Source organism: Pectobacterium cacticida, assembly GCF_036885195.1.
GTDB lineage: Bacteria > Pseudomonadota > Gammaproteobacteria > Enterobacterales > Enterobacteriaceae > Pectobacterium > Pectobacterium cacticida.
This window is the reverse complement of sequence record NZ_CP133656.1, coordinates 2,569,108-2,588,757: the sequence shown is the minus strand read 5'-3', so window position 1 is coordinate 2,588,757 and position 19,650 is coordinate 2,569,108. Positions and strand designations below refer to the sequence as shown.

The 19,650-nt window shown below is 50.8% G+C and carries 18 protein-coding genes; 13 read left to right on the top strand and 5 right to left on the bottom strand.

Annotation, left to right across the window (positions count from 1 at the left end; genetic code table 11):
- Nucleotides 1-17: 17 nt before the first annotated feature.
- Complete coding sequence (locus RFN81_RS11915) at nt 18-923, bottom strand: TIGR01777 family oxidoreductase (protein ID WP_264496056.1); 906 nt, start codon at nt 921-923, stop codon at nt 18-20.
- 337 nt (nt 924-1,260) lie between these two features.
- Here RFN81_RS11915 and yfcE point away from each other — a divergent pair, with 337 nt between their 5' ends.
- Both yfcE and yfcD read left to right on the top strand, forming a co-directional pair.
- Nucleotides 1,261-1,812, top strand: a complete 552-nt coding sequence (gene yfcE / locus RFN81_RS11910; protein ID WP_264496055.1) for a phosphodiesterase — start codon at nt 1,261-1,263, stop codon at nt 1,810-1,812.
- 139 nt (nt 1,813-1,951) lie between these two features.
- Nucleotides 1,952-2,599, top strand: coding sequence for an NUDIX hydrolase YfcD (gene yfcD, locus RFN81_RS11905; RefSeq protein ID WP_264496054.1), 648 nt, complete (start codon nt 1,952-1,954; stop codon nt 2,597-2,599).
- Between the two features lie 137 nt (nt 2,600-2,736).
- Here the strand turns inward: yfcD and pta are convergent, their stop codons facing one another.
- On the bottom strand, nt 2,737-4,875 hold the full coding sequence (pta, locus tag RFN81_RS11900; RefSeq protein WP_264496053.1) for a phosphate acetyltransferase: 2,139 nt from the start codon (nt 4,873-4,875) through the stop codon (nt 2,737-2,739).
- A 79-nt stretch (nt 4,876-4,954) separates the two neighbouring features.
- Nucleotides 4,955-6,157, bottom strand: coding sequence for an acetate kinase (ackA, locus tag RFN81_RS11895; protein ID WP_264496052.1), 1,203 nt, complete (start codon nt 6,155-6,157; stop codon nt 4,955-4,957).
- Between the two features lie 320 nt (nt 6,158-6,477).
- Here ackA and yfbV point away from each other — a divergent pair, with 320 nt between their 5' ends.
- The 4 genes from yfbV to RFN81_RS11875 all read left to right on the top strand — a co-directional run bounded on the left by yfbV (nt 6,478) and on the right by RFN81_RS11875 (nt 10,491).
- Nucleotides 6,478-6,933, top strand: a complete 456-nt coding sequence (gene yfbV / locus RFN81_RS11890; RefSeq protein WP_264496051.1) for a terminus macrodomain insulation protein YfbV — start codon at nt 6,478-6,480, stop codon at nt 6,931-6,933.
- A gap of 168 nt (nt 6,934-7,101) precedes the next feature.
- Nucleotides 7,102-7,596 carry a YfbU family protein gene (locus RFN81_RS11885; RefSeq protein WP_264496050.1) on the top strand — a complete coding sequence of 165 codons (495 nt, stop codon included), beginning with the start codon at nt 7,102-7,104 and terminating at the stop codon, nt 7,594-7,596.
- Between the two features lie 20 nt (nt 7,597-7,616).
- A complete protein-coding gene (locus RFN81_RS11880; RefSeq protein WP_264496049.1) occupies nt 7,617-8,273 on the top strand; it encodes a sugar phosphatase in 657 nt (218 codons plus the stop codon).
- A gap of 385 nt (nt 8,274-8,658) precedes the next feature.
- Nucleotides 8,659-10,491, top strand: coding sequence for an SLC13 family permease (locus RFN81_RS11875; protein WP_264498950.1), 1,833 nt, complete (start codon nt 8,659-8,661; stop codon nt 10,489-10,491).
- Nucleotides 10,492-10,510: 19 nt separating this feature from the next.
- On the opposite strand, the gene yfbR is transcribed toward RFN81_RS11875, so the two are convergent.
- Together yfbR and RFN81_RS11865 are read right to left on the bottom strand one after the other, a co-directional pair.
- Nucleotides 10,511-11,110 carry a 5'-deoxynucleotidase gene (gene yfbR, locus RFN81_RS11870; protein ID WP_264496048.1) on the bottom strand — a complete coding sequence of 200 codons (600 nt, stop codon included), beginning with the start codon at nt 11,108-11,110 and terminating at the stop codon, nt 10,511-10,513.
- A gap of 141 nt (nt 11,111-11,251) precedes the next feature.
- Complete coding sequence (locus tag RFN81_RS11865) at nt 11,252-12,466, bottom strand: pyridoxal phosphate-dependent aminotransferase (protein WP_264496047.1); 1,215 nt, start codon at nt 12,464-12,466, stop codon at nt 11,252-11,254.
- Between the two features lie 495 nt (nt 12,467-12,961).
- Between RFN81_RS11865 and lrhA the strand changes: the two genes are divergently transcribed.
- From lrhA to nuoF, 7 genes are all read left to right on the top strand, one after another.
- Nucleotides 12,962-13,897 (top strand): transcriptional regulator LrhA, encoded by a 936-nt coding sequence (gene lrhA, locus RFN81_RS11860; protein WP_264496046.1) that lies wholly within the window; start codon nt 12,962-12,964, stop codon nt 13,895-13,897.
- A gap of 63 nt (nt 13,898-13,960) precedes the next feature.
- The gene (locus tag RFN81_RS11855; protein ID WP_264496045.1) at nt 13,961-14,239 is read left to right on the top strand and encodes a hypothetical protein; all 279 of its coding nucleotides are present in this window, start codon (nt 13,961-13,963) and stop codon (nt 14,237-14,239) included.
- A 341-nt stretch (nt 14,240-14,580) separates the two neighbouring features.
- Nucleotides 14,581-15,021 (top strand): NADH-quinone oxidoreductase subunit A, encoded by a 441-nt coding sequence (locus RFN81_RS11850; RefSeq protein WP_264496044.1) that lies wholly within the window; start codon nt 14,581-14,583, stop codon nt 15,019-15,021.
- A 17-nt stretch (nt 15,022-15,038) separates the two neighbouring features.
- The gene (locus tag RFN81_RS11845) at nt 15,039-15,713 is read left to right on the top strand and encodes a NuoB/complex I 20 kDa subunit family protein (protein ID WP_005969846.1); all 675 of its coding nucleotides are present in this window, start codon (nt 15,039-15,041) and stop codon (nt 15,711-15,713) included.
- A gap of 98 nt (nt 15,714-15,811) precedes the next feature.
- On the top strand, nt 15,812-17,611 hold the full coding sequence (gene nuoC / locus RFN81_RS11840) for an NADH-quinone oxidoreductase subunit C/D (RefSeq protein ID WP_264496043.1): 1,800 nt from the start codon (nt 15,812-15,814) through the stop codon (nt 17,609-17,611).
- A 2-nt stretch (nt 17,612-17,613) separates the two neighbouring features.
- On the top strand, nt 17,614-18,174 hold the full coding sequence (nuoE, locus tag RFN81_RS11835; RefSeq protein WP_264496042.1) for an NADH-quinone oxidoreductase subunit NuoE: 561 nt from the start codon (nt 17,614-17,616) through the stop codon (nt 18,172-18,174).
- A complete protein-coding gene (gene nuoF, locus RFN81_RS11830; protein ID WP_264496041.1) occupies nt 18,171-19,520 on the top strand; it encodes an NADH-quinone oxidoreductase subunit NuoF in 1,350 nt (449 codons plus the stop codon). Before nuoE ends, nuoF begins: the two co-directional genes overlap by 4 nt.
- Nucleotides 19,521-19,650 lie beyond the last annotated feature (130 nt).

Genomic DNA, 19,650 nt, shown 5'->3' with positions numbered 1-19,650 from the left:
CCGCGTTACGCATTGGGTCAGCTTGGTTTTTTGATGACGTCTTGTAAGGCGTCTTCCAGCTCAAGGAAGCGGAAATTAAAGCCCGCGGCCTTTAACCGCTGCGGGATGGCGCGTTGACCGCCCAGTACCAGCGTCGAGGCTTCTCCCATCAGCAATTTGATCGCAAAAGCGGGCGCTCGCAGAAATCCGGGCCGATCCAAGACGTGTGCCAGCGTGGCGGAAAATTGTTCATTATGAACCGGATAAGGAGAAACCATGTTAAAAGGGCCACGCAATTTTGGCTGGTCTAGCAGATAAATAATACCGTTTACCATGTCATCAATATGAATCCACGGCATATATTGCTTGCCCGAACCCATCGGCCCGCCGAGCCCAAGCCGGAAAATCGGCAGCATTTTTGCCAGTGCGCCGCCTTGCGCAGAGAGAACGATACCGGTACGTAGCAGGCAAACGCGCGTATTCGCGCTTTCAGCCGACTGTGCTAGTGCTTCCCAGCGGGCGCACAGATGATGTGTAAAGGTCTCGTTTGGCAGTTCATCTTCTGTGACCAGAGAAGCACCCTGATCGCCATAGAATCCGACCGCCGATCCTGAGATAAATAGGGTAGGAGGAGAACTGCTGGCTTTAATCAGGGCGGCGAGTTGTTCGGTAATCTCCCAACGACTCTGTGCCAGACGCTGCTTCTGCTGCGGCGTCCAGCGCTTATCGGCAATAGGTTCTCCCGCCAGATTGATGACGCCATCGACCCCATTTAGTGACGTCATATGGCTCAGCGTTGAGCAGTATTCCACACGATCGCCGAGAATACCTCGCGCACGTTCAGGATCGCGCGTTAATACGCAGATATCGTGGGAAAGTATCTGCAATCGTTGGATAAGATGGCGGCCAATAAGGCCCGTCCCACCGGTAATGAGTAGTTGCATTGTGCGCCCCCATACCTTAATGCCGCATGCTAACGTCGATCGTCGTACTGAATTGCCGGGCAAACAGAAGAATCTATTTCAATTGATAAAATTGTTATATTACGGTATGTCAGTTGAGTAATCAGCCCAGATAGCTCATTGTTGAATAAAGCATCCGCTATATATGAAAAATGAGCGCTGACGTAACGCGTTATACGATCTTTACCCCCAGCTTCCAGTGAACTTTGGTAGACTATTTCCGATACAAGACAAAAGTGTAGCCGATATTACGTAATTGATATAAACGGCTTTATTGAGATAACCACTATTGTTGATATAAATACTGTGGAGATAGACGATGAAGTTAATGTTTGCGTCCGATATACACGGTTCTCTTAGTGCGACGGAGCGCGTGTTAGCGATTTTTGAGCAATGTCGTGCCGACTGGCTCATTCTGCTGGGCGATTTTCTTAATCATGGTCCACGCAACCCCCTGCCGGAAAAATATCAGCCTGCGGAAGTCGCCGCGTGTCTGAACGCCTATGCCTCACGCATCATTGCCGTGCGGGGGAATTGCGATAGCGAAGTCGATCAGATGCTGTTGACCTTTCCCATTACGGCGTCGTGGCAGCAAGTACTGGTGCCGCAACATCGCTTTTTCCTGACGCACGGACATCTTTATCACCCCGACAATCTTCCCCCGTTAAATGCGGGAGATGTGTTGGTATACGGTCATACTCATATCCCGGTTGCTGAGCAACGTGGTGAGCACTATTTTTTCAACCCTGGCTCCGTGAGCTTACCAAAAGGAGGGTTCTCCGCCAGCTATGGCGTATTTGAACAAGATGAGCTGCGGGTTCTTCCTCTGCACGGTGGTGAGCCTATTGCGCAGGTCGCGATCAGACACTAAATTTACCTGTCTGGCGTACAGCGCTGACACCTTGTTTTAGCTTTGAATAATGGCAAGCTAACCGGGAATATTCACAGCAAAGATCGAGCATGTAAAACAGACGCACGTAGCAACGTGCCAACATTAAAGGGTTCAGAGGATGGTGGAACAACGTCAGGCAGCAGGCATAGAATGGGTCGATATCGTCAATGAAAACAACGAGGTCATAGCTCAAGCAAGCCGCCAGCAGATGCGCGCTCAGACGCTTCGTCACCGTGCTACATACATCGTGGTGCATGACGGTATGGGGAAAATTCTGGTACAGCGTCGGACAGAGACCAAAGACTTCTATCCCGGTTGGTTGGATGCAACGGCCGGCGGTGTGGTGCAAAGTGGCGAACAGATGCTGGAGTCCGCCCGTCGTGAAGCTGAAGAAGAGCTTGGTATCGCGGGTGTGCCGTTTGCGGAGCATGGCTTATTTTATTACGAAGGTGAGAATTGCCGGGTGTGGGGAGGGCTGTTTAGCTGTGTTACCCACGGGCCTTTTGCGCTTCAGGAAGAAGAGATAGAGGAAGTGAGTTGGCTAACGCCACAAGAGATTACCGCGCGCTGCGATGAATTCACGCCGGACTCACTGAAAGCACTGTCACTGTGGCTAACGCGTTATAGCGATCGGGAACACGGTAGGCCGATTTCACGTAAGCCGAGTGAAGACGCGAACGCCACGTTAATCCCGGGCTCTCATCATGCAAATGATCCGACTGAAAACGCTAGCGCTGGGATCGTGGACGCTGACGCTCGGAAATAACCCCGTACCAATCAGACAACAGACAATTTTCACGACGCCGCTATTTTATCCGTAGCGGTGTCTGCTGTTTTGTTTCTGTTAAATCTACATAATAAAAATGCCAGCCGGGAGGCTGGCATTAATGTCATCTGAAGCGTTTAAATCTGTGTTGCCTGAATGGCGGTTAGCGCGACGGTGTAAACGATATCGTCTACTAATGCGCCACGAGACAGGTCGTTAACCGGTTTGCGCATGCCTTGGAGCATAGGCCCGATGGAAATCAGGTCTGCAGAACGCTGTACGGCTTTGTACGTGGTATTACCGGTGTTCAAATCAGGGAAAATGAACACCGTTGCTTTACCCGCGACTGGCGAGTTTGGCGCTTTGGATTTTGCCACGTCAGCCATAATGGCGGCATCGTATTGCAGCGGGCCGTCAATAATCAGATCGGGCCGTTTCTGCTGTGCCAGATGGGTGGCTTCACGCACTTTTTCAACATCACTACCTGCTCCAGAGTTACCCGTGGAGTAGGAGATCATCGCAACACGTGGCTCGATGCCGAATGCCGCCGCGGAATCCGCCGATTGGATAGCAATTTCTGCCAATTGTTCAGCAGTTGGGTCCGGGTTGATGGCGCAGTCACCATAGACCAGAACCTGTTCTGGCAGCAGCATGAAGAACACAGAAGAGACCAATGAGCTGCCCGGTGCGGTTTTAATCAACTGCAACGGAGGACGAATAGTATTTGCCGTTGTGTGCACTGCGCCAGAAACCAATCCGTCGACTTCACCTTGTTCCAGCATCAAGGTACCAAGTACCACGTTGTCTTCGAGTTGTTCACGGGCAACAACTTCTGTCATACCCTTATTTTTACGTAACTCGACCAGACGCGGAACATAGCGTTCACGCACGGCTACCGGATCGACGATTTCGATGCCTTTGCCCAGTTCAACCCCTTGAGCGGCAGCGACGCGTTGAATCTCTTCCGGGTTACCGAGCAGCACACAATGCGCGATACCGCGCTCAGCGCAGATAGCGGCGGCTTTAACGGTACGCGGTTCATCGCCTTCAGGCAGCACGATGCGTTTGCCTGCTTTGCGCGCCAGTTCAGTAAGCTGATAGCGGAATGCTGGCGGAGACAAACGGCGTGAACGCTCAGACGCAGCGCTCAGTGAGTCGATCCACTGGGGATCGATATGGCGAGCGACATATTCCTGCACTAGCTCGACACGTTGGCGGTCGTCAGCAGGGACTTCCAAATTGAAGCTTTGCAGACTGAGTGACGTTTGCCAGGTGTTGGTATTAACCATAAACACCGGCAGGCCGGTCTGGAAGGCGCGTTCACAGAGTTTAGCCACGCTCGGATCCATTTCATAACCGCCAGTCAGCAGCAAGGCACCGATTTCGACGCCATTCATCGCGGCCAGGCAGGCGGCAACCAGCACATCAGGACGATCGGCGGAAGTTACCAGTAGTGACCCAGGGCGGAAATGTTCCAGCATATGGGGAATACTGCGAGCACAGAAAGTGACCGATTTCACACGGCGCGTTTGAATGTCGCCTTCGCTAATAATGCGGGCATTCAAGTGCTTCGCCATATCGATAGCGCGCGTTGCGATGAGATCGAAGCTCCAGGGAATGCAGCCTAGAACGGGTAGCGGGCTATTCGCGAACAGTTGCTTCGGATCGATGTTGGCTATGCTGGCTTTTGCGGAATCATCAAAAATCTCGGAGAGATCAGGGCGGGTTCGACCCTGCTCATCAACTGGCGCATTCAGTTTGTTAATAATCACGCCAGTGATGTTTTTGTTTTTACTGCCACCGAAGCTGGAGCGCGCCAATTCAATACGATCTTTTAGCTGTGCCGGCGAGTCATTACCCAGCGCCAGTACGAAAACGATTTCTGCGTTGAGCGTTTTAGCGATTTCATAGTTCAAGGCGTTAGCAAACTGATGCTTACGCGTAGGAACCAGACCTTCAACCAGCACGACTTCAGCGTCTTTCGTATTTTCGTGGTAGCGTGCGATGATTTCTTCCATTAGCACGTCTTGCTGGTTGGAACTCAGCAAGGCTTCAACGTGGCTTATGGCCAGCGGTTCAGCGGCGCTGATAGTGGAATTGGCACGAATAATGGTAGTCGTCTGGTCTGGCGCGTTGTCGCCGCCGCGCGGCTGGGCGATAGGCTTGAACACGCTCAGGCGAACACCTTTCTGTTCCATGGAACGAATAACACCAAGGCTGACGCTTGTCAGACCGACGCTGGTGCCAGTTGGGATCAATATGATTGTACGGGACACGGCTAAACCTCTTTGCGGTTGCTCGTTAGTCAAAACAACACCGTCAGCCTTGGCTGACGGTGTTAGGGAGTGATTTGTTTTACGCTGTCAGACGGTAAGCATCTTGAGCGATGACCAATTCTTCATTGGTCGGAATGACCAATGCCGGGCGGGAACCCTCTTTTGCAATGTTGCCGCCTTTACCGAAGCGCGCGGCCAAATTGCGTTCATGATCGACCTCGAAGCCCAGCAGCGCCAGTTTCTTCAATGTCAGTTCACGAACCATCGCCGCGTTTTCACCGATGCCACCCGTGAAGATTACCGCGTCAAGACGACCATCCATCAGTGCGCTGTAGGCGCCAATGTATTTAGCCAGGCGGTGGCAGTACACATTCATCGCGCGTTTAGCGTCTGCTTTCGTCTCGTAATTATCTTCAACGTAACGACAGTCGCTGGTGGCTTCCGTTAGACCCAGCAGACCGGATTCTTTCGTCAACAGTTTGTTGATGCTGGCGATATCCATGCCTAGTGCGTCATGCAGGTGAAAAACAATGGCGGGATCGATATCGCCAGAACGCGTTCCCATCACCAGCCCTTCCAGCGGTGTCAAACCCATTGAGGTGTCCACACATTCGCCGTTACGAATGGCCGTAACGGAACCACCGTTGCCCAGATGGCAGGTGATAACGTTCAATTCCTCTACGGGTTTATTCAGAACCTTAGCGGCTTCACGGGAAACAAAGTAGTGGCTGGTACCGTGAGCGCCATAACGGCGGATATGGTGTTCTTTGTACAGTTTGTACGGCAGTGCGTAAAGGTAAGACTCTTCCGGCATCGTTTGGTGGAATGCGGTGTCAAAAACAGCGACATTCTTCTTGGCCAAACGGGGGAAGGATTTCAATGCTTCTTCAATACCAATTAAGTGTGCAGGGTTGTGAAGCGGTGCAAAAGGGATAGAATCTTTGATACCCTGAAGAACATCGTCAGTAATGATCGCGGATTGGGTGAAGTTTTCACCGCCGTGAACGATACGGTGACCAATAGCCACCAGTTGAGCCGACAGCTCAGGTTTCTGAGACAGAATGGTGTTGACGATGAAATTCAGCGCTTCGCTGTGAGCCGCACCAGCACCCAGTTCGGCATCCTGTTTACCGCCGTCCATTTTCCATTTGATACGGGCTTCAGGCAGGTGGAAACACTCGGCTAAACCAGACAGGTACTCTTCTCCGTTAATCGCATCGATGATGGCGAATTTCAGGGATGAACTACCGCAGTTAAGAACCAGTACTAACTTACTCGACATGGAAGTACCTACTTGTTATACATGGTTAAAAATGCCATATAGCGTAGCGTATCCCGCCGCTGGCATTTATGATTAACATCATGTCTTGGCGTGATGCACAGGCACGATGATGAAAAAGGAACGATATTTATCATATGCCGCGAAGGGAATTATACTCCCTGTGTGCGGTCATACTACTTTTAGGTATATAGCGGCCAAGATGGCCGATTTAGGATACCGATAGCACAGGCTAAATACAAAATTTATTTTAACGCTATCAACTGGTGTTGTGTATTTATCCAAAAGTTTTATTTTTTATCTGTAAAGTTGAGGTGGTGGCTATGGCGACAAAACCAGACCGTAGAATTAGTTGGCTACAGCTACTCCAACGTGGGCAGCACTACATGAAAACGTGGCCAGAAGAAAAACAGCTGACGCCAGTGTTTCCTGAAAACCGCGTGGCGCGAGCGACGCGCTTCGGTATCCGCATCATGCCGCCATTGGCGGTATTTACCTTAACGTGGCAGATTGCGCTCGGTGGTCAGCTTGGGCCGGGCATTGCGACTGCGCTTTTTGCCTGTAGTCTGCCATTGCAGGGGCTATGGTGGCTTGGGCGTCGTTCTGTAACGCCTTTACCTCCTACGCTGGCAACCTGGTTCCATGAGATTCGTCATAAATTGACGGCGTCTGGTCAGGCTTTGGCCCCGTTGGAAGAACCACCAACTTATCAGTCTTTGGCGGATGTGCTGAAACGTGCGTTTAAGCAGCTTGATAAAACCTTTCTTGACGATCTGTGATCGGCGTCAGGCAGCGTGTGCGGCTTGCTGTCTATTTTGTTCTTTCCTCTGTTTCAAATCAAAGAAGCGGTGTCTATCGCTATCATGACACGATTCAGTATGCGATCCTGCAGCTCATACCTATTTAGCGATATTTGGCGTACACCAAAGAGGGTTCAGGAGAGCAACATGGAAATGACGAATGCCCAGAGGTTGATCCTTTCAAATCAATATAAAATGATGACAATGCTCGATCCAGATAATGCAGAGCGCTATCGTCGTTTACAAACCATCGTTGAGCGTGGTTACGGTTTGCAGATGCGCGAACTGGATCACGAGTTTAGTGAACTGACTGAAGAAGTCTGCCGCACTATTATTAACATCATGGAAATGCACCATGCTTTGCAGGTGTCTTGGGCCAATCTCAAAGACAAGCAAGAGTTGGATGAACGGCGTCTGGCCTTCCTGGGCTTTGATGCCGCAACAGAGGCACGTTATCTCGGTTTTGTGCGCTTCATGGTACATGTCGAGGGTCGCTATCCTCAATTTGATGCGGGTACCCATGGGTTTAACGCTCAGACAAAAATGTGGGAAAAATACAATAGAATGTTAGCTGTCTGGCAATCTTGTCCGCGTCAGTATCACTTGAGTGCGGTGGAGATCGCGCAGATCATCAATGCCTGATTAATAAGAAGGGGCTTTCTGTGGAGTGTAAAGGTTTTCTATTTGACCTTGATGGTACATTGGTCGATTCGCTGCCAGCGGTAGAGCGCGCGTGGACTCGCTGGGCACAAGATCACGGTATTGCGCCTCAGGACGTTCTGAATTTCATTCATGGCAAGCAGGCGATCACTTCTCTGCGTCATTTTCTTCAGGGTGAAAGTGAAGAAACGATTCAACAGGAATTTGTTGCGCTGGAGAAAGCCGAAGCCTCTGATACACAGGGTATCGTGGCGATGCCGGGCGCTAAGGCGTTGTTAGCGCGTTTGGATACGTTGGCCATCCCCTGGGCAATCGTGACTTCTGGCAGCGTGCCGATAGCCAGTGCGCGTCATGGCTGTAGCGATCTTCCGGCTCCGCGCGCCTTTATTACGGCGGAACAGGTTGCGAAAGGAAAACCGCACCCTGACGCCTATTTACTCGGTGCTCAGCAACTGGGGCTCAGGCCGGAAGATTGTGTGGTCGTTGAGGATGCGCCCGCCGGCGTGTTATCGGGTTTGGCGGCAGGCTGCAAGGTTATTGCAGTAAAGGCGCCAATAGATACGCCGAAGCTGGATCAGGTCGATATGATTCTTGATTCGCTTGAGCAATTAGAAATTGAGAAGTCGCCGAATGGCGCGAGGGTGTGCCTGCGCCAATAGGCAGTTGTAAAGCAATGATAAAACTGTGGCTAAACATGATCAAACCTCGCACTCGCGAGGTTTTTTTATGGCAGACTATTATCCGTCATGCTTCAAGCCGCATGGGCATTGGCTTCCCTTACTCACGCTAGTCACTGACTTGTGTAATCTCTTGGGAATTCGTGCGATTGCTGGATTACGAGATGGATAAATGAGCCTCGTCTTTGCGGGCTAACGCGTTGCGTTGTTTAAAACGTTTACGTTTTATCCTGCAACGCGAATCATTTAGGGTATACCAATGTCTGCCACCCTTTAGTCCACCGTTGCGCGGTGTTGAAAAATACGCTGGCATCGTTATGGCCTGCTTAATCCATATTTCAAAACCTGTTTTTTCGTCAGGGGAACCATCTTGAATAGCGAACTTCTCTGGGTCTTATTCCTATTGCTGCTCGCCATCGTACTGTTTACCACCAATAAGCTACGCATGGACGTCGTCGCGCTGTTGGTCATCATTGCGTTTGTACTGAGCGGAACGCTGACACTGTCTGAAGCGTTGATGGGGTTTAGCGATCCGAATGTGATTTTGATTGCAGCCCTATTTGTCATTGGCGAAGGGTTAGTACGAACCGGCGTCGCGTATCAGGTTGGCGATTGGCTGGTGCGGGTCGCGGGCAGTAGTGAGATGAAGATGCTAATCCTACTGATGGTCACAGTAGCGCTACTTGGGGCGTTCATGAGCTCCACTGGCGTCGTCGCTATCTTTATTCCGGTAGTGTTGAGTGTTTGCGCACGCATGAAAATTTCGCCGGGGAGGCTGCTGATGCCGCTAAGTTTCGCCGGTTTGATTAGCGGTATGATGACGCTAGTAGCGACACCACCGAACATGGTAGTCAGCAGTGAGTTAATGCGTGAAGGGGTTGCGGGTTTTAGCTTTTTCAGCGTCACGCCGATAGGGATAGTGGTGTTGTTGCTAGGAGTTGTATACATGATGGCAGCCCGTTATTGGCTTGGCGGTACAGAGACCGCAGAAAAAGAGGTATGGAAGAGACGCACGTTCCGAGATTTAATCCGTGACTATCGGCTGACGGGTAGGGCACGTCGGTTGGCGATCCGTCCCGGTTCGCCTTTTATTGGTCACCGGCTGGATGATTTGCATTTGCGCCAGCGCTTCGGGGCAAACATTGTTGGGATTGAACGCTGGCGTAAATTTCGTCGCGTTATGATCAGCGTGGCAGGCAACACCGAACTCCGCCTTAACGATGTTCTCCTGATCGATATGTCGGCATCGGAAGTGGATTTACGTGAGTTTTGCACCGAGCAGCGGCTTGAGCCGTTGATACTGCGCGGCGAGTATTTTTCTGAGCAGGCGCGTGATGTCGGGATGGCGGAAGTCTCTTTAATCCCTGATTCTGAATTGTTGGGCAAAACGCTATATGACGTTGGTTTCCGAAGCCGTTATGGCTTGAGTGTGGTAGGGATCCGGCGTGAGGGCGTTGCGATGGAGGGGATCCTCGCCGATGAGCCGCTCCAACTCGGCGACATCCTGCTGGTCATGGGGGACTGGCGCATGATTCGACAACTGCATACGCAGAAAAACGACTTCCTGTTGCTTAATCTTCCTGCCGAAGTGGATGACGTCGCCCCTGCGGTGAGTCAGGCTCCACATGCGCTATTTTGTCTGGCGCTGATGGTCGCGATGATGTTGACGGATGAAATACCGAATGCGGTTGCTGCGCTGATTGCCTGCTTACTCATGGGTAAATTTCGCTGCATCGATATGGAAAGCGCCTACCGGGCTATTCACTGGCCGAGCATTATTCTTATCGTCGGGATGATGCCATTTGCGTTGGCGTTGCAGCAAACCGGCGGAGTGGCACTGATTGTTAAAGGGTTAATGGATGTGGCTGGGGATGCCGGGCCGCATGTGATGCTGGTGTGTTTATTTGTCCTGTGTGCAACGATCGGCTTATTTATTTCCAATACCGCAACGGCGGTGCTGATGGCACCCATCGCCATTGCCGCGGCGAAGCAGATGGACGTATCGCCATATCCCTTTGCGATGATCATCGCCGTTGCCGCATCCGCCGCATTTATGACGCCGGTCTCGTCACCGGTGAATACGCTGGTACTGGGGCCGGGTGGTTATAAATTTGGGGACTTTGTACGCGTTGGCGTCCCATTTACCGTACTGGTGATGGTAGTCAGCGTGGTGATGGTGCCATGGCTATATCCATTTTGACGTTGTCAGCCCGGAGCAATTATAACGGCGAATCCTGGCTAATTTCGTCGAGCGAAAGGCTAAAGCTGGGAACAAAAACCGTCATGAAATAGTCCATTTCCGGGCTGTTCCGCTGTTTCAGGGTTTTTTCCAGCCGCGCCTTAGCCAAGGTGAATTCCGTATTGCCTGCCGATAATTCTTCCAGGCACTTCAGGTAAGCACAGAGCGCGTCGGCTTGTTTCACGATGGCGCGTTCTTCTGTGCCCATACTGTTCTCATCCAACAGTATTTGATAATCCTGCTGTAATTCCTCAGGTAACATATCGACCAACTTTTGTTGGGCTATCTTCTCAATTTTCTTATATTCATGGGCGATCTGCGCGTTGTAATACTTGATTGGCGTTGGCATATCGCCGGTCAATACCTCGCTGGCGTCATGGTACATCGCCAGTAACGCGATACGTTCGGCATTGAGGCTGCCCCCGAACTTACGGTTTTTGATGACCGCCAGCGCATGCGCGACAAAGGCGACCTGGAGGCTGTGCTCAGAGACATTTTCCGTTCGCACGTTGCGCATGAGCGGCCAACGGCTGATAAGTTTCAGGCGAGATAGGTGGGCAAAAAAGTGGCTCTGATTCATGGCGATCTCTCAGATTACAACGTAGTGAATATCAATACCGAGGGCATCTATTGTGGGCACTTGTCGGATGTTATGCAAATGGAGGTGGATGGTGCCAGGCGATGCTCTCCCGGCACGGGCAAGTACATAGTTGGTCACGGATTATTGGTGATAATGCCCTAGAAAACGGCCTAATTTGTGGATCGCCATGTCCAGTTCATCGATACGCGGCAGCGTCACGATGCGCACATGATCGGGGTCAGGCCAGTTAAACGCGGTTCCCTGAACCAGTAACACTTTCTCCTGTAACAGGAGGTCCAGCACCAATTTCTGGTCGTCGTGAATATTAAAACGTTTGGCATCAATGCGCGGGAACATATAGAGTGCGCCACGAGGCTTCACACACGACACGCCAGGGATCTGGTTGATCAGTTCCCAGGAGCGGTTGCGCTGCTCGTATAGGCGTCCGCCGGGTTGAATGAATTCACTGATGCTTTGGTAGCCGCCGAGAGCGGTTTGAATCGCATGTTGCATCGGCACATTAGCGCACAGGCGCATAGAGGCGAGCATCTCCAGCCCTTCGATATAGCCTTTTGCGTGTTTTTTCGGGCCGTTGAGTACCATCCAGCCTTGGCGGAAACCGGCGACGCGGTATGTCTTGGACAGACCATTAAATGTTATCGTCAGTAAATCTGGCGCGAGCGCGGCGATAGAATGGTGCTGCGCATCATCATAGAGAATTTTGTCGTAAATCTCGTCGGCAAAGATGATTAGGTTATGTTCGCGCGCAATAGCGACAATATCTAACAGTAGTGCTTTACTGTAGACGGTGCCGGTCGGATTATTCGGGTTGATGATGACAATACCGCGCGTATTTGGCGTAATCTTTTTACGGATATCATCGAGATCGGGAAACCAATCGGCAGACTCATCACAAAGATAGTGGACGGCGTTGCCGTTAGACAGAGAAACGGCAGCTGTCCAAAGCGGGTAGTCCGGCGCAGGAACCAGCATTTCATCGCCTGGATTAAGTAATGCCTGCATGGATTGCACGATGAGTTCGGAAACGCCGTTGCCAATGTAGACGTCTTCAACGGTTATATCGCGCATATCACGCGCCTGATAATGTTGTACGATGGCTTTACGTGCGGAATAGAGGCCTTTGGAATCACAGTAGCCTTGTGCTGTGGGCAGATTGCGAATGACATCAACGAGAATCTCGTCTGGGGCTTCGAAGCCGAAGGGCGCGGGGTTGCCAATGTTTAGCTTAAGGACTTTGTTGCCTTCTTCTTCGAGCCGCTTGGCTTCTTTTAAGACGGGGCCACGGATGTCATAGCATACGTTTTCAAGCTTTTGGGATTTCTCAATCGGAGACATAAATAGTACAAACCTTTTGCAGAGGGCACCTATTCCCATACGGAATAGCATATCCTGCTTAATGTACTCTTCCCAAAGTGCCTTTTGAAGAATGATTATTGCTTTTTCTACGAATGGTTGCGCATCTACACTATTAGGGTTGTGTACTCGTTAGGTGGTGCGATAAGGTAAAGGCGGATAGGCCATTAATATGGCAAGTTGCAAGCGCGTAATAGTACACGGATATGGTTCATAAATTTAAACCTGAATCAGGTGATTATTTTGCGGAGTAAAATAAAAGAAGGAGGTGTTATTGAATTTATAATTAAGACAATTCACCCGTTAATTACATGATGGTTACTTTGGAACCTCGATAAAGGTAACGAAAACATAAGTATTTTTTGCCCTTATCGTGCGTCTGCGATAGTGTCATTAAATGTCTCGGTCATTACCTGTACATGTAATAAAACACCAGGAATATCTTGTTAAAATTAAAATAGATAAGTGAAAAATCTTATGACCAGTGTAAATCGGCCCGTACTTAATCTCGACCTTGATTTACTAAGGACGTTTGTTGCTGTGGCGGATCTAAATACTTTTGCAGCAGCAGCAACGGCAGTAAATCGAACTCAATCGGCTGTGAGTCAACAGATGCAGCGATTGGAGCAACTTATCGGAAAGGAGCTTTTTGCCCGTCACGGGCGTAATAAATTGCTAACCGATCATGGTATCCAATTTCTGAGTTATGCTAGAAAAATACTACAATTCAATGATGAAGCCTGTATTTCATTAATGTATAGCGATATTCAAGGGGAGCTGACGATTGGCGCATCTGACGATACCGCGGATACTATCCTTCCTTATATTTTGCATCGAGTGACCGCTGCTTTCCCCAAACTATCCATCAATGTTAGCGTAAAGCGCAGCACTGAAATGGTGGAAATGTTGGATCAAGGGAAAATAGATCTAATCATTACGACCATCAATAATGCGGCGTTGCCTCATGTTTTATTACGTAGTTCCCCGACGCTATGGTTTTGCGCCGCAGATTATCCGTTCCGAGCGCAAGAGCCTGTGCCACTGGTTGTTTTGGATGAGCCAAGCCCTTTCCGAACCTTAGCGACGCAGCAGCTGACAGCCGCAGGTATCCCCTGGAGGATAGCTTATGTGGCCTCAACACTATCGGCTGTGCGTGCCGCAGTAAAGGCCGGTATGGGCATTACCGTTCGATCGGTAGAAATGATGAGTCCAGAGCTGCGGGTGTTAGGCGAAGAGGAAGGGTTGCCAAGATTGCCTGAAACACGTTATTTCCTTTGCCAGAATCCTAAGCAGGAAAATGAGCTGGCAACAGCAATTTTCAATGTGATTGAATCAGGGATACCCGCTCACATTGCATCTGCTTCTATACTAGCAAACGGTACGAGTGAAAGTGGTTTTTCACGCCGTCGTTAAGGGAACGAGCTAGTCATAGTAAGACGCCAAGCATCATATGGGGAGTGTAGGGATACACCCCGGATGATGGATAGTATCGGGTTTACTTGCGCCAGCAACGCCGTCACGCGCCAGGCATCTTATCCGTTTTTCTTACCTTTCTCGCTATCGTCAAAACATCAATCTCCGCAGGGTATACTGAGTTTTGTGTGTGTTTTTTTAAAACGACAGTCCGTATTTTTTAAAAAACGTTACGAAAAATGGGTAGTAATGACGTCAGCCGTTACCCTACTTTTTTTACTAACTAAAGAGGTAGAAATGTGTGCTGGATCAAAAAATACCCCTAATAACCCTATGGGGTAACAGGCATTTTCTGTGAAACTGGTATAGTAACCCGATAAATTAGTACTTGTGTTTGCTGCACACTGGTTAACAAGAATTGAGAACTGACTCGATTTAGCTGTGCCCCAGGACACAAAATGTTAACAAAACGGCGTGCATGTAAAGGGATGTACTGGTATTTTTAATAGGGTTGAAAAAAAGGTTACAAACTTAGGGGTTCAACCATACCAAGCAAGGCTTACCTGATACGTTTCCATGCTTTCTTGTGGTGATTAATCCTTCCTTTTAATCGATGTGGCGCATTAACTGCCAATAATAGAGCAGGAGTGTTACCCGCCACTTTTGATGAGTAAGCAAAGAGAATGTCAACAACGACTGAAATCCTCGCCCATCATTGGGCGTTTGCGCTATTCCTTATCATCGCCATCGGCCTGTGCATCTTCATGCTAACCGGCGGATTCCTACTGGGTGGGCGAGCCAGAGCCAGAGCTAAAAATGTTCCTTATGAATCCGGTATCGACTCAGTGGGTTCAGCACGCTTACGCCTGTCTGCTAAATTTTATCTTGTCGCCATGTTCTTCGTTATCTTCGACGTTGAAGCCCTCTATCTCTACGCTTGGGCTGTGTCTATCAAAGAAAGCGGCTGGATTGGCTTCATTGAAGCCACCATTTTTATTTTGGTGCTGTTGGCTGGTTTGATCTATCTGGTACGCGTTGGGGCACTCGACTGGACCCCGGTACGTTCCAAGAGGCAAGTGGTTAAATCAGACATCATCAACACTACCAACACTCATCCGCAGTAACAGCGAGGCATTTTAAGATGGACTATACGCTCACCCGCATAGAGCCGGACGGTGAGAATGACCGTTATCCCCTGCAACGTCAGGAGATCGTTTCCGACCCTCTGGAGCAACATGTTCACCGCAGTGTCTACATGGGCAAACTGGAACATGCGTTACACGACACGGTGAACTGGGGACGGCAAAACTCTCTGTGGCCGTACAACTTTGGCCTTTCCTGTTGCTACGTCGAGATGGTGACGTCATTTACCGCTGTTCATGACGTGGCGCGTTTTGGTGCTGAGGTTCTGCGTGCGTCGCCACGTCAGGCCGACTTCATGGTCGTCGCGGGAACCTGTTTTACTAAAATGGCCCCCGTGATTCAGCGTCTGTATGAGCAAATGCTTGAGCCTAAATGGGTTATCTCCATGGGGGCCTGTGCTAACTCCGGTGGTATGTACGATATCTATTCCGTCGTTCAGGGCGTAGATAAATTCCTGCCTGTTGATGTGTATATTCCGGGCTGCCCTCCGCGCCCCGAAGCCTACATGCAAGCGCTATTGCTGCTGAAAGAATCCATCGGTAAAGAACGCCGCCCTCTGTCATGGGTGGTAGGTGAACAGGGCGTTTACCGTGCCAATATGCAATCTGAGCGTGAACGCAAACGCGGCGAGCGAATCGCTGTGACTAACCTGCGTTCGCCAGATGAGATTTGACCTGTAGATGATAAATCCGGTGACCGTGTAATACCCCGATAATAGTGTGCGGTCATTATCAGCGACAGAAATAGCACATTTAATGTGGTGATTTATTTATGACAGATTTAACGACACACGATCTCGCCCAGCCAGGCTGGCAAACCCGCGATCATCTTAATGATCCGGTCATCGGCGAGCTGTGTAACCGTTTTGGGCCAGAAGCCTTTACTGTACAAGCAACCCGTACCGGTATTCCCGTGGTATGGGTGAAACGTGAGCAATTACTGGATGTTGTCGCATTCCTGAAAAAACAGCCGCAGCCTTATGTCATGCTGTTTGACCTGCACGGTATGGATGAGCGTTTGCGCACCCATCGAGAAGGTTTACCCGCCGCCGACTACTCCGTTTTTTACCACCTGATTTCCATCGAACGTAACCGCGACATTATGCTGAAAGTCGCGCTGAACGAGAGCGATCTACATGTATCAACGGTAACTAAGCTGTTTCCCAATGCTAACTGGTATGAGCGTGAAACGTGGGAAATGTTTGGCATTACGTTTGACGGCCACCCGCATTTGACGCGCATCATGATGCCGAAAACGTGGGAAGGGCATCCGTTACGTAAGGACTATCCCGCGCGCGCCACCGAATTCGATCCCTTTGTGCTGACCAAGCAGAAAGAGGATCTGGAAATGGAATCGTTGACGTTCAAACCGGAAGAGTGGGGAATGAAGCGCGGCACTGAAAATGAGGATTTTATGTTCCTCAACCTCGGTCCGAACCATCCCTCATCACACGGTGCTTTCCGTATTATCCTGCAATTGGATGGCGAAGAAATCGTCGACTGTGTGCCTGATGTGGGTTATCACCATCGTGGCGCGGAAAAGATGGGCGAGCGCCAGTCCTGGCACAGCTACATCCCTTATACCGACCGCATTGAATATCTCGGCGGTTGCGTTAACGAGATGCCGTATGTCCTTGCGGTGGAAAAATTGGCGGGCATCGAGGTGCCGGAGCGCGTTAAGACGATCCGCGTGATGCTGTCCGAACTGTTCCGCATTAACAGCCATCTTCTATATATCAGTACCTATATTCAGGATGTCGGGGCGATGACGCCGGTGTTTTTTGCCTTTACCGATCGCCAAAAAATTTACGATGTCGTTGAAGCGATTACCGGCTTCCGCATGCACCCGGCCTGGTTCCGTATCGGCGGGGTAGCACACGATTTGCCACGTGGCTGGGAGCGCCTGCTGCGCGAGTTTCTCGATTGGATGCCGGGCCGTCTGGATACTTATGTAAAAGCGGCGTTACAGAATACCATTTTAAAAGGCCGTACTCAGGGCGTTGCCGCCTATAACGCGAAAGAGGCGTTGGAGTGGGGCGTAACCGGTGCGGGTCTGCGTGCGACAGGTATCGGTTTTGACGTGCGTAAATGGCGCCCGTATTCCGGCTATGAAAACTTCGACTTTGATGTGCCTGTCGGCAATGGCATCAGCGATTGCTATAGCCGCGTGATGCTGAAAGTAGAAGAGCTGCGCCAAAGCCTGCGGATTCTGGAACAGTGTCTTAAGAATATGCCTGCGGGGCCATTTAAAGCGGATCATCCGCTGACGACGCCGCCACCCAAAGAGCGCACGTTGCAGCATATCGACACACTGATTAACCACTTCCTACAGGTCTCCTGGGGGCCGGTGATGCCAGCCAATGAATCATTCCAGATGGTAGAGGCGACGAAAGGCATTAACAGCTATTACCTGACCAGTGACGGCGGCACGATGAGCTACCGTACCCGTATTCGCACGCCGAGCTACGCTCACCTGCAACAGATTCCTTCTGTTATTCGCGGGTGTCTGGTATCCGATCTGATCGTTTACCTCGGCAGTATTGATTTCGTAATGTCAGATGTGGACCGCTAACTATGCATGATCAACATACTCTTGATAACAGCAAGCACGATCATATCGACGCGCAGGGCAATCCTAGCGCTGATGCGCTGACACAGGAAAACGCCTTTGTGTTAAGCGATGCCGAGCGTGACGCGATTGAGCACGAAAAACATCACTACGAAGATCCGCGAGCCGCATCAATTGAAGCGCTGAAAATTGTGCAGAAAGCACGCGGCTGGGTACCGGATGGCGCGATAACGGCGATTGCCGATGCCTTGGGCATCCCAGCCAGCGACGTGGAAGGCGTAGCAACGTTCTATAGTCAGATTTATCGTCAGCCGGTTGGGCGTCATATTATCCGCTACTGCGACAGTGTCGTGTGCCACATCAATGGCTATCAGGGCGTTCAGGCCGCGCTTGAGCGTAAGCTCAGTATTAAACCGGGACAGACGACGTTTGATGGCCGGTTTACGCTGCTGCCAACCTGCTGCCTCGGCAACTGTGACAAAGGGCCGTCAATGATGATTGACGACGATACTCACAGCCATGTGACGCCGGAAAGCATTGAATCGTTATTGGAGCAGTATCAATGAGTAAAAACATTGTTCTGACGGCTGAACAGCATCCGCTGACCTGGCGTTTACGCGCAGACAAACAGCCAGTATGGCTGGATGAATATCGCAGCAAAAACGGCTATGCCGCCGCGCAAAAGGCGTTAACGGGCATGGCGCAGGATGAAGTGGTCTCATTGGTTAAAGATGCAGGACTCAGAGGGCGCGGCGGCGCAGGCTTTTCGACTGGCTTGAAGTGGAGTCTGATGCCGAAAGACGAAAGCATGAACATCCGCTACCTGTTGTGTAACGCAGATGAGATGGAGCCAGGGACGTACAAAGACCGGTTGCTGATGGAGCAAGAACCCCATCTGCTGGTTGAAGGTATGTTAATCGGCGCGTTTGCGCTGAAAGCCTACCGCGGTTACATCTTCCTGCGCGGTGAATACATCGAGGCGGCGGTTCACTTGCGTCGCGCTATTGAGGAAGCGAAGGCCGCTGGCCTGCTGGGTAAGAATATCCTGGGTAGCGGGTTTGATTTCGAACTGTTCGTGCACACGGGCGCAGGACGTTATATCTGCGGCGAAGAAACGGCGCTGATTAACTCGCTGGAAGGCCGTCGTGCTAACCCTCGTTCGAAGCCGCCATTCCCTGCGTCTGCGGGTGTTTGGGGTAAACCAACCTGTGTCAATAACGTCGAGACGTTGTGTAACGTACCGGCGATCGTCGAGCACGGCGCAGCGTGGTATCAGGGGTTGTCCGCGGGTAAGAGTAAAGACGCCGGCACAAAACTGATGGGCTTCTCCGGTCGCGTTAAAAATCCTGGCCTGTGGGAGTTGCCGTTCGGCACGACGGCGCGTGAGATTTTGGAAGACTACGCGGGCGGTATGCGCGATGGTCTTAAGTTGAAAGCCTGGCAGCCGGGCGGCGCAGGAACGGATTTCCTGATGGAAAGCCATCTCGATCTCCCCATGGATTTTGAGCACATTGCCAAAGCCGGCAGCCGTATGGGGACAGCGCTGGCGATGGCTGTCGACCATGAAATCAATATGGTGTCGCTAACGCGTAATCTGGAAGAGTTCTTTGCCCGTGAATCCTGTGGCTGGTGCACACCGTGCCGTGATGGTTTGCCGTGGAGCGTGAAAATTCTGCGTGCGCTGGAAAAAGGGGAAGGCCAGCCTGGCGATATCGAAACGCTGGAACAGCTTTGCCGTTTCCTTGGGCCGGGTAACACTTTCTGTGCGCATGCACCCGGTGCGGTTGAACCATTGCAAAGCGCCATCAAGTATTTCCGGGAAGAATTCGAAGCGGGCATTGCGAAACAGTATTTAGGCAATCTGAAAGCGATAGGCGGTATCCAGCCTAACCTGTTGAAAGAGCGCTGGTAAGGCTATCGCTCAACGCGTGTGAGATGCAGTGAATGTATCCGCAGGGGGGCACCAATAAGCCCCCTTATAAACCGAATCTCTCTTAAGCCGCAGCCAACATCGTTGCGGTTTAAAGGATGAGGATATACAG